Genomic DNA, 15,555 nt, shown 5'->3' on the forward strand with positions numbered 1-15,555 from the left:
CTTCTTTGTCCGTACCTGCGCCAACTCATCACTAAGCGCAGACATTGTCATCTGTTTATCCATGGTCTTATTATATCACTTCTGGCAGTATCGCGCCTACTTTTCTGTGCGGTATTGCCTTATATTTTCCTCGTTTTTTCATTCTTACAGCATAGGCGAAAAGCCGCCTGATGATAATTTCATTAGGCGGCTCTCATTTGAGTTTACAAATTTAATTTTTGAGAGAAACAAGTTCTCCTGTTTCCGCGGAGCGGAATGCAGCTTCGATAGTTTTCAGCACTTTCCGCACCTGCCAGGGCTGTACGATCAACTCTGCTTTTCCGTCGATCGCATCCCGCACATTTTTGTAGTATTCCGACCAATCGGCTTCCACGTCCGGAAGCTCACTCTCAAGCTTCACGTTATCCGGCCTGGGCGCAAACGTCCTGGTTGGACCGGCCGAAGTCATAATAATCTCAGACTTTGTCTCCACTGTGCTGTCCAGCCGGATGATCCCGCCGCTTCTGGAAAAATCGTTCACATAGGCAGTTGCCTCATCGCCAAGCAGAAGCCATCTTGGAAGCTCTTTGAGTACAAATGTCCCTATCTCCACTTGAACGTGACTGCCATCCTCCAAATCAAACACGAGGAAGAAATAGTCCTCCACCTCCGTAGTTTTTACATTGCTGGTCTTGCAGAATACGCTCCTGAAATTGTCATATCCCAGCATCCACATCAACTGATCGATAAAGTGAACGCCCCAGTCGTACAACATGCCGCCGCCGTGCTTCTTTTCACCGCGCCAACCGAACATTACTCCACCGGATCCATGCAGTCTGGACTGGATGGAATACACCTTTCCCAGTTCCCCGGAATCAAGGATATCCTTGACGATCCGGAAGTCCTTGTCCCAACGACGGTTCTGATGTACGGTGAAGAGTTTCCCGTTGCGACCAGCCGCGGCAATCATCTGATCCAGCTCGTCCACGTTCAAAGCGGCAGGCTTCTCGCAGATGACATGCTTGCCGGCATTCGACGCGGCAATGCAGATCTCCATGTGACAGTCGTTCGGCACGGCAACCAGAACAGTGTTGATGTCCTCACACGCAAGCAAATCCTCCAGGGACGAAAATCCCCTGAGCCCGCTTTCCTCCGCCACCTGTACCCGCACGGGGTCAATGTCGTAAGCGCCTACCACCTGAACCCCTTCAATTTTGGAAGCGTTTCGGTGATGAAATCCGCCCATTCCTCCGTAGCCAACAATTCCCAATTGAATCCCCATGTTCATTTTCCTCCATTCTTTGCTGCATTTTTGCGCTGCGTTTGATTTCCTGAAAACAACTTTCATCCGATCGGATGGGACAAATTCACAATCATGCCCGGCCTTTTAAAAACATTATATCTTTCGAAACACATACTTACAATTAACATGATTATTCATCCTCATATACTGTTGAACAACTGCAGCATTTTAAAAAGATGTTCCGAGAATATTTTCCTTGGAACTTGAAAATATGGTATCCGCTCAAGTCTCCTCAATCCATATCTTTTTGCCAGTCGCACAGTTCAGTGGAATATCCGGTTGGTTCTGGAAAATCAGACAGCTTGATTCCGTCACTCCGTAATTTGCTTCAAAATACTGTTCCGCATAACATTTCATAAATCATTAATTCATAAAACTTGTACGCCTTGCAGATTTGGAAATCACTCACTTTAGAATAAAACAGATTTTCCCTCGTGTCTTGCTGAAATCAATTTTGGCCAATATCTGACAGCTTTTTAGCATTTTCTGTCTGCGTCAGAACGTATATTTGCCGCCTGTGATAATCGGTTGCAAACACACCAGGACAAATCACAGCGAATCACATATTCCTCCTCATAAAAAGAAAGTGGCTCCGATAAAAATCAGATCCACAAATCTTATTTTCATTCTTTGAGCAGATTGCCGACAAGCTTCATCGGTTTTTACAAAGGGAATGCGAATCGTTTTGGTGTATTCGCTTGGATGCGAACGGTTCGGTTTCACCCAAAATGGCATTGTTGGCTCTCAAAAAGCGTTTCTCTGAAAATCTCCTGTTTTCTCCTGAATTCTCGCTTTTTCTCCGTGTCAGATGGATGCGAATGATCCGCGGGGCGAAGGCAACAGTTCTGCATTTTTCAGGAAGAAACTGGAAACGACCAAAAACACAAAAAAGCCGTGAAATCAGCGATTTCACGGCTTTTTTGATGGTGGACCTGGAGGGATTCGAACCCTTGACCTCTCGGATGCGAACCGAACGCTCTCCCGAACGCGACATAACGCATCCACTGAGCATTTGGAAGGGAATGGATGCGTATTGTTCAAAACCGGCACAGGATGCGTATTGTTCGATATTTTCCATCGGACGGTGCGCACTTCTGCTCCGATTTTGAACAAACAGGAGCTATCGATCACCCCTTCTCTTCGCCAACCATCGGAAAAATATTCCGCCAATCGTTGGAAATCTCTTGGAACGTCTGTAAATACAACGCATTCTGATGAAAGAAGTGAAAGACAAGGCACTAGGTAATGGTCTGCAGAAAACAAGCCGACAATAACAAAACTTGGCGCCTTCTTGAGTTTTGTTAACTCGAAAAGACGCCGGGTCTCTGTTCTTCGAGAAATTCTTTGGTCGTGAATTGGCATAACTGCGCAGAAAACTCTATTCTTTTGGAGAGTTCCCTGTAAATTTTCATCCAGTCTCCCATACCTCTTCATCCCATCTCCAGCCCATTCAAAAACTGCGCCTCGGAGATATTAAAATCAACCTGAATCCCATAGCCGCGAGTTAAGGTGACTGCCTTGATCAGATAGGACGCAATAACCTTCTTTTCCTCTATCGCAGCAGAATCAAACAATTCAGCCCATGTCAGAATCTGTTGATGCTCCCTCAGAAGATCGGCTGCCGCAGGTTTCATCTGACGGCTCTTCTCTTCAAGCTGCTGAACCTGGTGGGCTATCTCGTCCGCTTTTGCTTGCACAGCGTCCAATCTGGCCTTCACCTGCTCCGGCGTAAAAACACAGGTACCATCCAGAGAATCCAGCATCAAATCTCCCCATCTGGACAATTCCTTCATCGTCTTGGTATATTCCAGCTTTGCGGCTTTCAGCTCCTGCTGACACTGTTCCGCCGAAGCGTCGACCAGCATTTTTAAAATGGTTTTCTCATCAACCTTTTTGGCTCGTTCAAAAATTCCCCGCAGAAGCTGTTCGATCACCTTATCCACCTTCTCGGCACGATAGGTGGATGGCCCGTCACACTGCCCCTTATGCTGTGAGCGGTTGTAGCATTTATAGATTGCGATACGTTCATTGCTCTCTGTTGGACGATGCGTTTTTCTAGCGGTAGCTGCAAAAATGCGGCCACCGCAGTGACCGCAATACACATTGCCTGACAAGAGGGCTTTTCCTACGATCTTTCGAGGATAGGCGCGGGGCGGACGAACGACGGTAGCTTCCGTGCCATCCTCCAGCTGCACTGTCTCGGTGGTTCCGCCGCACTTTATCGCATAATTTACGGAACGCTGCTCACGAGTCTTTGCCACACGATTAAATTGTTCCAAAGAAACAATCTGCAGCTCAGGAAACACCTCTGACTTCGTTTCTCCGCTGCGAAGAATTCCTGCATTCATGACGTTGGAAAGAATATGCTGGATTGAGGCGTAATGAAACGGCTCTCCCGTTCTCTGAGCAGAGCACTTGCGAATGATTGCACTTTCTTTTCTCATTTCAGTCTCCTTCCTTGGGACCGCAGGCTTTACTCAAACTATTGAATTTACTTTCTATATGTGTATGTGTGTCATATTTCACGGGATGTTGAAGTGTTAATTCATTTTTACACCTTATCTGGTAAAAAGGCTGGCACCGTTCCATTTGGGAAACATGCTTCCTGAATTGGTCATGTCCCCTGGCAGAACCGAAGGCTTAGAAAAGACCTCCTGGTTTTTTATTGTTGCAGTTGACCGACCGCAACTTTATTCTACCAGAAGGTCTTTTCATTATATAATTTCTTTTACTCTCCCCGTCCTAGTCGGGGGCTCTCGTTTCGCTAAAGCATATCAAAACAGGGAGGCACCGCTTGCACGATGCCTCCCTGCAGAAAGTTTACGTATCTGACCAAATGATTTCTGATATTTCTTTATGCTTCCTGCTCAGCCTGCCATTTAGGATTTATTTTCGCAATAAAACCGTGACGTAGAAAAAACAGAAGCCAAGCCAAATCATTTGTTCATCCCTGTATGAGAATACGATCCACCACCAGTTTTCTGAACTCCGGAGTCAGAGAGCAGAAGTACGCCGTAAAGCCCGTGACGCGTACCACCAGGTTGGGGTACTTGCTGGGGTCCTTGTCGGCTTCGAGAATCTGCTGACCGTTCACAATATTGATGTTCAGCAGGGTGGCCCCCTGCTCGAACAGCGTCATGATATAGTCGGCGATCTTTTGCACAGCCTCCTCACCGCGCCCCATACCAGGGTCAAGCTCCAGCTGTACCGGCGCGGTATTCCCATAGCCCGGCTGCACCGCGCAGATGGAATTGCTCATTGCGGTGAGGGCGCCGTCCTTGCGGAAGCCGGGGTGCGGGTTGGCCCCATGGTTGATCGGCTCGAAGGCGTGGCGGCCGTTGGGGGTGGCACCTACCTGCTTGCCGAGCACAATCGTATTCGACCAGCTGAACCAGCCGGGGATAAACTGGTAGCCCGGATACTTCTGGCTGACGGAGCGCACCTGGTTGGAGTATGACTCCGAAATTTTCACCGCCCACTGGTCGCTGATGGTGTTTCCGCCGCCGTAGCGGGCACTGCGGGAGAGCATCTGGCGTACAAGCTCACCGCCCTTATCCTGGAAATCTGTTTTCAGATGATGGTAAAGCGTCTCCCAGTCGATCCGCTTCTCCTCCTCCACCCGCTGCTGCAGTGCGCCAAAAGAGTCCGCCACCGTGGCAATAGCCGAGCCGTCCATGCAGAGGTTGTAGTACATGGCGCCACCGCACGTCATATCCAGACCTTTTTCGATAGGACCATGACTGATCAGGTTCAACATCAGCTCCGGCTCGTTGTACTGTTGGTACCGCAGGTGGAACGCGATACCCTCGGCAGTTACCTCTACAGCCCGGGCCATATGTCTCTGGTACAGATCCCACAGCAGTTGTGTGGAGTATGGGCCCTTATGGCTCATCATCTCATCCATGGCAACCTCGAACACCTTAGCGCTGTTGATTTTGACGCAGTCATTCAAGCTGTACTCCATGCCGGGCAAGCTCATCCAGTGGCAGCCCACCGCGATCCTCTGCCGGGCAAGCGATTCGGGATAGCCCAAACGCATGAAGCCTCTGTTCAGGGCCTCGTCACCGGAAAAGCGCGGCCAGCCGTTCTTGTTCTTGAACAGGTAGTCCACCGCTTTGTTCAGGAACTTTCTGTCGATGTTTTCGTCCACTCTTACCGTGATGTTGCAAGCCGAATCCAGCTTATCCGCTCCCTCGAGCACCATATAGCTGAACTCGCTGAGCAGGGGATCGCCGTTTTCGTTTGTCCCTCCGATCTGGTAATAGTGCGGATCGTTGAGCAACAGACAAGCGATGTAGAAGATCGCCTCGTCCCTGGTGATCCTCCCCTCTTTCATGTCGGCATCGTAGTACTGTTTGAGCACTTCATCGAGCTGGAAACCCGCTCCGTCGCGGTTGTAGGTGCGGCTGGCCATGTTGAACCAGCAAACCCACTGACAGGCTTCCCGCATGGTTTTGGGCGCACCGTTGAGGATGTTGCGATTTACCTGCGCCATTTGAAGCAGGTTTTCCCGCAGGACCGGATGGCGCTCCACACGGGCCAGACGCTCGCTCTCCTCAATCGCGTGCGAGATCCAGTTCTGCACACCATGCACCACAAGTTCCTCCGCGTCGTAAAACTCTGCGTGTTCGGGGTGCTTTTTGCGGTAGAAAGCCAGCTTTTCCAAGATCCCGCCCCAGCCAAGGCTCAACCCGATCCGGTAGTCGCCGCCGAAGTGCGCGTCCGAGCCGATCCCGGAGATAATGCCATACAGTTCCTGTTCCGGCTTGAGATCATCGTAGGGAAAATTCGGGTTCCAGTTCAGCCCCTTGTCCGGGGATTTCTCGTCAAACCAGATCATACTGAACATCCAGCGGCAGGTGAACGCGTCCACCGGATCAATGTAGACCGGGTGCTCAGTCATCAGCTTGTAAAAATTCTTGCTCCACCCGTCATACCCGTACCAGGAACCGTTCTCATGGTTCGGAATGCAATGGAACTGGTACGTCTCCGGAGCCGGGATGCTTCCATAGTCATCCCCGTCCTGATACACCTTCATGGTGGACTTCACCCTGGTTTCCTCAAGCTTTCTTTCCTTTAAAATTTTGATCCTGTCATCGTAGCTCATGGGAGCATCCGGCTGGAATATATTGATTCTGTTGACCATACAACCTCTCCCTTTCTTCGTCAGCCTACCCTCACGGAAAGTCCGGGCGTTTGAGCGGCCACCCACTTCAGGCGTGCTGCGCCTTCCTCTCCAGTGGGGCGGGTCCCGGCAAATGTATTGTCCATCTGCAGGGCGTCATACTTGCTCTCTCCCAGGGGATTGAACAGCAGAAGCTCATAATATTGAGCGCCTCCCAGGGTTCCCACGTAGTTGGCAATGCTGCCGATCTCCTCCTCCGTGTCGTTCACTCCGGGGATCACCGGGGTACGCACCAGATAAGGCTTGCCGGAAGCCGCCACCTTCTTTGCGTTCTCCAGGATTTGACGATTGCTCACGCCGGTCCAGCGTCTGTGCGCTTCCTCATCGAAAATCTTGATGTCGAACATCACCAGATCGAGGAAGGGCAGCATTCTTTCGTAGACGCTCCATGGCGCATGCAGGTTCGTCTCGATCGCCGTGGAAATTCCCTCCTTTTTCAGGGCCTGCAGCAATTCCAGGGCAAATTCTGGCTGCGTGGAAACCTCGCCGCCGGAGAGTGTTACGCCGCCGCCGGAATTCCGGTAGTAAGCCCTGTCCTGCAGGATCTCCTCCATCACTTCCTCAACGGTCATCTCCTTTCCGGACATGACGAGAGCACCGGAGAAGCAGTTCGCGGCGCAGGCTCCGCAGTGCTTGCAGGCGGTGCGATCGTACTGCAGGGCACCGTTTTTGCCGAGGGTTCTGGCTCCCGCCCTGCAGGCCTCCACACAGGCGCCGCAGCCAATGCATTTGTCCGGATAAATCATCAGCTGTGGCCGAACCGACAGCGTTTCCGGGTTATGGCACCATTTGCACGCCATGTTGCACCCCTTGAAAAACACTGTGGTGCGGATCCCCGGTCCGTCTTTCAGCGCAAACCTCTCGATCTCCGTTATGATTCCTTTCATGGATTCCTCCCCTTCCGTTGTCGTCTCGCACACCAGAACAGGGGGCTCTCCCGCCCGGGCAGAGTCCCCCTGTTGCGTTTCGTCCCAGGGCGAAACGGCAAGTTCTTCCGTCACGCCGTGCTCTGTGCAAATATCCCTTGCAGCTTCCGCTTACCGGTCCAGTTCCTGAGCAGTGACTTCCCTGCCCAGCTGTGCAGATTTGTAAAACGCTTCGATGATCGCAACCACATTCATAACCTCGTCCTTCTGGATGGGGTATTCCTCCATGGTCATTTCCCCGTTGAGGACCTTCAGGATGTAGTTCATCTCGTGGATGTGGCCGGTGAAATCTGAGAGTTCCGTATATGGGTCGGGGAAAACTCTCGGCAAAACGTCGGCCTGGTAATTGCCCTGCGTCGTGAGCAGCTTGAGTCCATCGTCCCCAATGGTCAGACCGCCCTTGTCTCCGCAGATGCTGACAGTGTTGCTGTTGGGCAGATTCAGCGCCCAGGAGATCTTGAAAGTGACTGTCATGCCATTTTCCAGACGAATGTAGCCGTTGGCAAATTCCTCAACATCAAACTCTTTCATGTCGAACTTTCTGGGAGTGAACAGACCGGTGGGAGCTCCGCTCTCCGCATTGGAGAACTCAATATTCTTCTCCTTGTTGACGATCCTGGTCACAGCACTTCCACTGACGGAAACCATCTTCGGGTTACCGGAAATTGACATCAGGTAGTCGCACATATGAACGCCCAGGTCGCAGAAGGCGCCGCCCACATTTTCTTTCGCCATGTGGAACATGCCCCATCTCGGAACGCCGCGGCGCCGGACCAGGTTCAGATCCGCGTAGTAAATGTCTCCCAGGCAACCGCTTTTTGCCAGTCCGGCAGCCGCTTTGAAGTTACCTGTGAAACGCAGAGACTGGATGACAAACAGATGTTTCCCCGCCTTCTCCGCCGCGTTGAACATCTCCTCCGCATCCGCGCAGGTTACAGCCACAGGCTTTTCGCAGACTACATGGCAGCCCGCACGGAAACCGGCAAGGGTATACTCCTTGTGGTATGCGTTCGGTGTGCACACGGAGATGATGTCGGGTTTCTCCTCCTCCAGCATTTTATACGGATCCACATAGTACTTGGGGATCCCGTGACGCTCGGCGGTTTCTTTGGCGGCTTCCTCGCGGATATCTGCCACTGCGACAATCTTCACCTTGTCACCCATGGCTTTGTAGGCGGGAATATGTGCCGCGTTGCAAATCATACCGTTGCCGATGATGGCAACCTTATACTGCTTCATTACTCCTACTCCTCTTCCATAAAAACATGATTTTTATCCGGCGCCGCGCCCGGATCGAGGGGGATACCCCCTGTGTGCCTCCAGACGGCAGCTCAGTATTCACCCGCAAGGCAAAGCTTGAGATGATCCATCGCCTGCTTGTTGTAGCGGCGGGGGTTGTCTGTGAACTCCAGCTCGACAGAAAGGTTCCCGTCATACCCGACATTCTTCAGCGCCTGAATCACAGCGGGATAGTCGGTGATGCCGCAGCCGGCGGGGATGTTGTTTCTGGAGACGGCATCGCTGTCTTTGCAGTGAACATTGAAAATACGTTTGCCTCCCAGCATGTAGATCGTCCATTCCGGATCGATGTGCTGCATGATCAGGTGGTTCGTGTCCAGCTGAATGCCGAAATCCGGGTCATCGACGTCCTTGAGCAGCTGCAGCATGGCGTGCGGTGTGGAGATCATGGAATAGGGGAAGCACTCCACGGACATGCGCAGCCCGTACCGCTTTGCAATGGCCAGACACTTGCGGTAACTGTCCATCAGGGTATCCCAGTCCTTCTGGTAGCAGTAGTCGGCGGGCATATGGTATCCCTGCTTGATCGCCGGTGCGGCGGGGTTGAACTTCCAGGGGGTTGCGCCGCAGGGCATCGGCACCAGCGTGGAGACAATCCGGCATCCGATCCACTTTGCGGCCTGTGCGGCCTTCTCGAAGTGCCTGACGCTGTCCTCCCTTTTTTCGCTGCAGGCGTCGTTCCACGAAGCGTCCTGGAAGACGAACACGTTGGGTTCAAGGCCGATGGAGCGGGAGTGATCCCCCAGCGCCCGGCAGGCTTCCTCCGTGAAGAATTCATCCAGTGCTTCCGGGGTTCCCAGATAGTCCACGCCCTCGAAGCCGAGTTCACGGATCTGATCCGCGATTCGGATCAGAGAGTCCCCATGCGGCATATCCTCCGGGATCGGCGTCCAACCCCAGGAAACGTTTGCAAGTTTCATGTAGCATCCTCCTCTTATATTACCCAATCGTCCAACAAGCGGTTTTTACTTCTTCCATTTTCAACGACCGGCTGGAGCGAATTCCCGCATCCAACATAGCGGCAGACCAAAGATTGTTATTGAGATCCATGGTGTAGTGTACCGGTTCTCCGGTCTCCAGGTGATGGAAGACCTCCTGAGCCAGGTTGGATCTTCCCTCAGGCAGCGGGTAGTCGTCGGAGCAATACACCTTGCTGGGCGTTGTGGAATAACGATCGAGGTAAACACAAACGTTGGCATGAATGCCGTGATCGCCGCCGTTTTCCACAATCAGGGCGCCCTTTTCGCCCCAGACAATGGGCCCGGAGGGATAGCCGCTGCTTATGGTGTTCCAGGTTCCCTCCAGAATGGAAACCGCCTCGGGGTACCGAACCATCAGGGAGGCGTAGTCCTCCGCGTCGCCAAACCGGTGGTTAAAGTTCGCCTTCAAGCCATACACGCCCTGAGGCTTTTCGCCCAGGTACCAGTTGGAAAGGATGGTGCCGTAGCAGCAGTAGTCCAGCAAGCTGCCGCCTCCCGCCGCTTCCTGATGCCACCATTCCTTGCCCAGCTGCCGATCCGTCATGACCTGGCCGTAAGAGAACGGACCCAGGGAGTCAGGGTTGCGGAACTGGAAACGGTACACCTTTCCCACAACACCTTCGCTGACAAGCTTCTGGCCCAGGCGGACGCTGGCCTGCCATGTGGTCGGCCAATTGATCATGCAGTCCGCCTTACCGATCCGGGAAGCGCGGGCAATAGCCATGGCGTGTTCAGTGGAATAGGCCAACGGCTTTTCCACCACCACGTGGATCCCGCGCATGAGGATCTCGGGGATAATGATTCCGTGAAACGCGTTCTCGCAGTTCACAAGGACAAGGTCGGGTTTGAGATCGAGAAGATCACGGTAATCCTCAAACACGCGGGTGAACCCACACTGCTCCTGACAGAGCTTCAGGTTCATGGAGCGGCTGGAGCTTTCAAAATATTCAGACTCTACCATCGGCTTGATATCCGAGGCACCGATCCATTCCACGCGCTCCGGCATGGACAGAAACGGCTTGATCTGATCCAAAACGTGCATGTGAGCGAAGCCCACCAGACCAATGCGATATTTCTTCATAACATTCACCTCATCTGTGATCAGTTCCCCTCTGCTCAGAAAGTGGTGTGCAGCGGGACAATGCTCTTTGTCTTGATCGCTTCCGGAATGGTGCACATGATGTCCACCACGTGTCTGGCGTGCTCCGGGGGCAAACCGACGGGACGGTCCTCCTCAATGGCATGGATCAGATCCTGAACCACCTTGCATTGGAAAAAGTTCATCTCAGAAGCCGGAACATCCCACTCCATAGGCTTCAGCCAGCCGCGAATACCGCGCTCCGGCGCATCAAGGTAAACTTCCAGCGAATCGAGCGGGTTCATGTTACCGTTGTTGACGAAAGTGATCGTTCCCTTTGTACCGAAAATCTCCATCTGAGGTGCGCGGCTGTCCTTCTGGCAGAAACCAGACTCCACCACCGCCATGGTTCTCTCGCCGTAATCGAGCGTAATGATGTAGTTATCGTACAGCTGGTCAGCCTGGATCTGCATGCCGTCAAAGGTACCGGTTCTTACCGTGCGGACAGGCTCGGAGATTTTGGCCATGCAGCCCACAGCCTTCGCGGGACCAAGGATGCCCGTGGTCATGGTAAGGCCGTGGACGCCCATGTCGTACAGGGCGCCGCTGCCGGGCCGGTGGAACCAGGTGGGGTCCGCCGTGCGGTACTGGAAATATTCCGGGCCGCCGTGGCAAACGTTGGTGTGCACCTTCATAATCTCCCCGATGCAGCCGTCGGCAATCAGCTTTTTGGCAAAGCGGATGTCGTCACGCAGCATGTGGATCGGTGAAGCAGTGTATTTCACACCGGCTGCCTTGGCAGCCTCGATCTGCTCGGTCACCTCCTCCACCGTCAGGCCGACGGGCTTCTGTGAGTAAAGATGCTTTCCGGCCCGCAGCGCCTTCATGTTGATCTCGTGGTGCGCTGGGATCGATGTCGTGTTCATCAGGATCTCGAAGTCACACTTCTCCAGCAGTTCATCGATGCTGGTGTACCAGGCCGGCACATGAAATTTTTCTGCATAGTTCTTTGCTCTCTCCGGGATGATATCGCAGACTGCAACCAGATCCGCCTCCGGAATCTCGCCGATCCGGGGAAGATACGTATTGTCCGCGATCGATCCGCAGCCAATTAAGGCAACCTTCCATTTTTTCATTTCTGCATTCCTCCATTTTGTCTGTTTTCCCGAATTAGGTTACTTATATCATAGAGAATCTGTTCACTATTTTCCATAAACGCTGTTGAAGAAAATATCAGGATATTGAACAATTTTAGTACACAAAGCTTAAACCCGCGGAGGATCTTGAACTTTATTTATTCATATTGACCTTTCCCTCACTGCTTCAGGCCGTTCCTGTACTCTGCCGGAGTGCACCGCATAATCTTTTTAAAGACGATATTAAAATGGGTGGAGCTGTTGAAGCCGGTAAGCTCTGCCACCTCGTAGATTTTCAGCCGGAAGTCGTTCAGGTACTCCTTCGCCTGTTCAATCCGGATTCTGTAGATATAGTGCTGCACGGAAACTCCGAGCTTTTTTTGGAACAGGCGGCAGAGATAAGACTTACTGATCATCAGGTGGTCGGCGATCTCATCGAGCGAGATGTCGCCGCGGCTCAAATTCTGCCGGATATAATCCGCCGCCTCGCGAATCAGGTAGTTTTTCTGGTCAAGAGCCGGCTCTCCTGTCTTCAACCCCTTTTGGAAGTCCTCAAGGAAACGCTGCGCTTCCTCCACGGTTTCGCAGGCCTGAAGCTTTTCCACCGTTTCTTCCGGCGCCTTTCCCTCCTGCAGGAGAAGGAAGCGCACCATATTGGAGAAAAAGTTCTGCACCCCCATAACGTCCAGGTTCTCTCTGTGGTGCTGCTGCAGCCACTGGATGAAAGCATAAAATCGGGAAAAGATTTGCGTGTATTGCTTCTGCGACACACAGATATTGATATCGCCAAGGCATTCCTTGACTTCCGGGCGGCTCATCGTCCGATCCGGCTTGCGCATCTCCTTGATAAGGAACCTGTCCGGCTGAAAATAGTGAAGATGCAGAGAGTAGCGCGCGTGCTCGAACGCCTCCGGCAATGCAGAGAATTTCGAGACGGCGCTGCTGACACCGTAGCAGGTGTCAGCATTCAGATAATTCTGGAACACGGTGTGGAGTTCGTGGACCAGGCTGCAGACTTTCTCCTCCCACTGGGTGCTGCTGACACTGTTCTGACTGCTCAGCAGGATAACATACCGGTTTTCCTGCAGAAGAAAAACTTCCAGTTCCTGCGTCCACTGGTGCAGCACTTCCACTGTGAGGTTGATAACGCTTTGTTCCAGTGGGAAGGGGCGTCCCTCTCCGTAACGGGCCTGTACTTTCTGGTAATTCTGCACTGCAAACACAATGCAGCAGAGGTTTCCTTCCCGGATGTGCAATTGACTGACAGGCAACTGCCGTTCAGCAGGTTCGCTGCTGCCGGTGATCAGACGGTGCAGGCAGACATGACGCGCGTAACTGTCCCAGCCTCCCTGCCCCTCGTCCTGCTTTTTGCACAGTGAGTGCCGTACCTCCTCCAGAACCGTCAGGATGTTCGCGCTGTTGATCTCATTTTTTCTCAGGTAATCGAACGCACCGTTCTTCATTGCCTCTTTTACAAAACAGAAATCATCGTGGCAGCTCAAGATAATAACCTTGCACTGAATCTTCAGCTTTTGCAGGGATTTCAGAACTTCGATCCCGTTCATCACCGGCATACAGACGTCGAGCAGGACGATATCCGGGTGTTTTTCCCTGATCATCTCCAGGCCGGTCTGCCCGTTGTCCGCTTCTCCTACAATCTCATAGCCATACTTTTCCCACGCCACAGAAGATTTGATTCCGAGCCGGACCAGGCTCTCGTCATCAATGATCGCGATCCCGATGTTACGCATTTGCCATCTCCTCCTTATAGATACGGGCTGGAATTTCCACAATCACCCTCGTGTACTTGCCGGGTTCGCTGTCGATTTGAATACCGTACTCCTCTCCAAAAATATACTGGATTCTCTTATTCACATTATAAAGACCGATCTTGTTAAACGAATGGGAGTTGAGGGGATGATCTTCCTCCAGAGCCTGTCGGATCTTCTCCTTGCTCATCCCTTTGCCATTGTCGATCACCTCATACAGAATACGGTCTTCTTTTCGGGTAATGTTGATCTGCACCGTGCATTGCCGGACCATACTGCTGAAACCGTGGTAGATGGAATTCTCTACGATCGGTTGCAGAAGGAATTTCAGCGTTTCGTAGTTTTCCAATCCCGGCTCCACATGGACATCAACAAAGATCCTGTCGAAATATTTGAGGTTGATCAGGTTGATGTAGTCCCGGATCAGATCGATCTCGTCCTGAATCCGGATGACCTCCCGGCTGTTTTTGGAGGAAAACTGCATGAGCTTGATCAGGGAATCCAACGCCGTTACCATACGCTTGGATCCTTGCATATCCGCCATCCACTTGATGGAATTGAGCGTGTTGTAGATAAAATGGGAATTGATCTGGGATTGGAGCGCCATGAGTTCTGCCCTGCGCAATTGGATCTCCGTCTCGTAGTTTTTGATGGTGAGGGCGTTGATCTCGTTGATCATGTGCTGGTAGCTGCGGGAAAGGCCTTTGATCTCCACCTGATTTTCAGGGAGCGGAGTCCCGCTTTTTTCCGCTTCAAAGCGCTGGAGCTTCACGTAAAGCTCCTGAAGCGGACGTGTAAAGATTTTGGAAATAAAGATTGAAACCAGAACTGCCAGAACCGTAAGGATCAGCATGAGGAGGAGCGTCATATAAGGAACAACGGCGATCTCTTGATCCAACTGGCTGCGTGGAATCATTTTGACGCTTTTCCATCCCAGGCTTTTGGAGCCCGAGACGATCGTATCGTACAATTCCCCGTCGATTCGGCAGGAAGAAATGCCGTCTTCCAGGCCGTCCTGAAAGAATTTACCGCCAATCTCCTCCGTCAGATTGCTGAACACAACGTTGTTTTCGTCATCCAGCAGGTAAAACCGCTCCTGCGAATCTTCCTTGAAAGCCGACCAGCAGGTCTGGAGATCGTGTACGTTAATGTTGATTAGCATAGTGCCAAGCAGTTGGGAATCATATGGGGAGTAAATTGATCTTCCGACAGTTACGCAATAGGGTCTGGCTGCGTCGGAGAATGCGTACACCAGACGGTTTTGGTGCACTCCCACCAATACTTTCGCCCCCTCTTTACTGGCAATCTTTTCGTACCACTCTTCCGCATGGATATCATAGGACGGATTGACGTTTTCCTTTGTGCAGTAGTAAAACATGCTGTTGTTCCTCGGAAATATGGCGATAGTCTCTATTCTGCCATCCAGGTAATAGCCGTCCTTGTAAAGCAGCTTGTCCACCTGTGCCTTGCCGCGGTATCCTTCGAGAGGTGAACTCTGTTCCTCATAGCTTTTCTGCAGAATGTCCATGAGCTCTTCATTCATTAGCAGGGAATCGGAAATCTTGAAGATTGAATTGAAAAAGTTATCAACGCTGTAAATAATCTGGCTGTTATTCTGCAGCTCCCGCTGCTGCACGTTGCTCAAAAGGACCCCGCTGAAATACTGATAATAAAAGCTTCCCAGTACCATCACGGGGATCACCGCAATCATGAGCATAGACAATGTCAGCTTTTTTCTCAACGACATATCGTTTTCCTTTCTCGAAAGACTATCGTCCTATGGCAGCACCGCACAATTGCTGAGGCAAGCGCTGTCGAATCACCCATCAGGCAGGAAACCATAGGCTTCCCGGCGCATTTCTTCGCGAGAGCGCACAACTTCAAGCCGCCAGGCAGGGCC

11 protein-coding genes are annotated in these 15,555 nt (G+C 52.0%); all 11 read right to left on the reverse strand.

Translation table 11 applies throughout. The features are described 5' to 3' along the window. Window positions 1-211: 211 nt before the first annotated feature. Window positions 212-1,261, reverse strand: coding sequence for a Gfo/Idh/MocA family protein (locus R2K26_RS15110; RefSeq protein ID WP_066863945.1), 1,050 nt, complete (start codon window positions 1,259-1,261; stop codon window positions 212-214). A 673-nt stretch (window positions 1,262-1,934) separates the two neighbouring features. Next, window positions 1,935-2,360, reverse strand: a complete 426-nt coding sequence (locus tag R2K26_RS15115) for a hypothetical protein (protein ID WP_316523367.1) — start codon at window positions 2,358-2,360, stop codon at window positions 1,935-1,937. Between the two features lie 352 nt (window positions 2,361-2,712). After that, window positions 2,713-3,726 (reverse strand): recombinase zinc beta ribbon domain-containing protein, encoded by a 1,014-nt coding sequence (locus tag R2K26_RS15120; protein ID WP_316523368.1) that lies wholly within the window; start codon window positions 3,724-3,726, stop codon window positions 2,713-2,715. Window positions 3,727-4,226: 500 nt separating this feature from the next. Continuing rightward, window positions 4,227-6,428 (reverse strand): pyruvate formate lyase family protein, encoded by a 2,202-nt coding sequence (locus R2K26_RS15125; protein ID WP_066863970.1) that lies wholly within the window; start codon window positions 6,426-6,428, stop codon window positions 4,227-4,229. 20 nt (window positions 6,429-6,448) lie between these two features. Continuing rightward, a complete protein-coding gene (locus tag R2K26_RS15130; protein ID WP_055658128.1) occupies window positions 6,449-7,354 on the reverse strand; it encodes a glycyl-radical enzyme activating protein in 906 nt (301 codons plus the stop codon). 150 nt (window positions 7,355-7,504) lie between these two features. Next, window positions 7,505-8,632, reverse strand: a complete 1,128-nt coding sequence (locus tag R2K26_RS15135) for a Gfo/Idh/MocA family protein (RefSeq protein ID WP_066863967.1) — start codon at window positions 8,630-8,632, stop codon at window positions 7,505-7,507. Window positions 8,633-8,724: 92 nt separating this feature from the next. Then, window positions 8,725-9,612 (reverse strand): sugar phosphate isomerase/epimerase, encoded by an 888-nt coding sequence (locus R2K26_RS15140; RefSeq protein WP_055658125.1) that lies wholly within the window; start codon window positions 9,610-9,612, stop codon window positions 8,725-8,727. Between the two features lie 19 nt (window positions 9,613-9,631). Continuing rightward, complete coding sequence (locus R2K26_RS15145; protein ID WP_178529694.1) at window positions 9,632-10,753, reverse strand: Gfo/Idh/MocA family oxidoreductase; 1,122 nt, start codon at window positions 10,751-10,753, stop codon at window positions 9,632-9,634. Window positions 10,754-10,788: 35 nt separating this feature from the next. Then, window positions 10,789-11,886 (reverse strand): Gfo/Idh/MocA family protein, encoded by a 1,098-nt coding sequence (locus tag R2K26_RS15150; RefSeq protein ID WP_055658121.1) that lies wholly within the window; start codon window positions 11,884-11,886, stop codon window positions 10,789-10,791. A 179-nt stretch (window positions 11,887-12,065) separates the two neighbouring features. Beyond that, entirely contained in the window at window positions 12,066-13,637 is a 1,572-nt protein-coding gene (locus R2K26_RS15155; RefSeq protein ID WP_178529696.1) for a response regulator, read from the reverse strand. Next, complete coding sequence (locus R2K26_RS15160; protein WP_316523369.1) at window positions 13,630-15,402, reverse strand: sensor histidine kinase; 1,773 nt, start codon at window positions 15,400-15,402, stop codon at window positions 13,630-13,632. Before R2K26_RS15160 ends, R2K26_RS15155 begins: the two co-directional genes overlap by 8 nt. Window positions 15,403-15,555: the final 153 nt, after the last annotated feature.

This window comes from Neglectibacter sp. CSJ-5 (genome assembly GCF_032490475.1).
In the GTDB taxonomy this organism is placed as follows: Bacteria; Bacillota; Clostridia; order Oscillospirales; family Acutalibacteraceae; genus Hominenteromicrobium; species Hominenteromicrobium mulieris.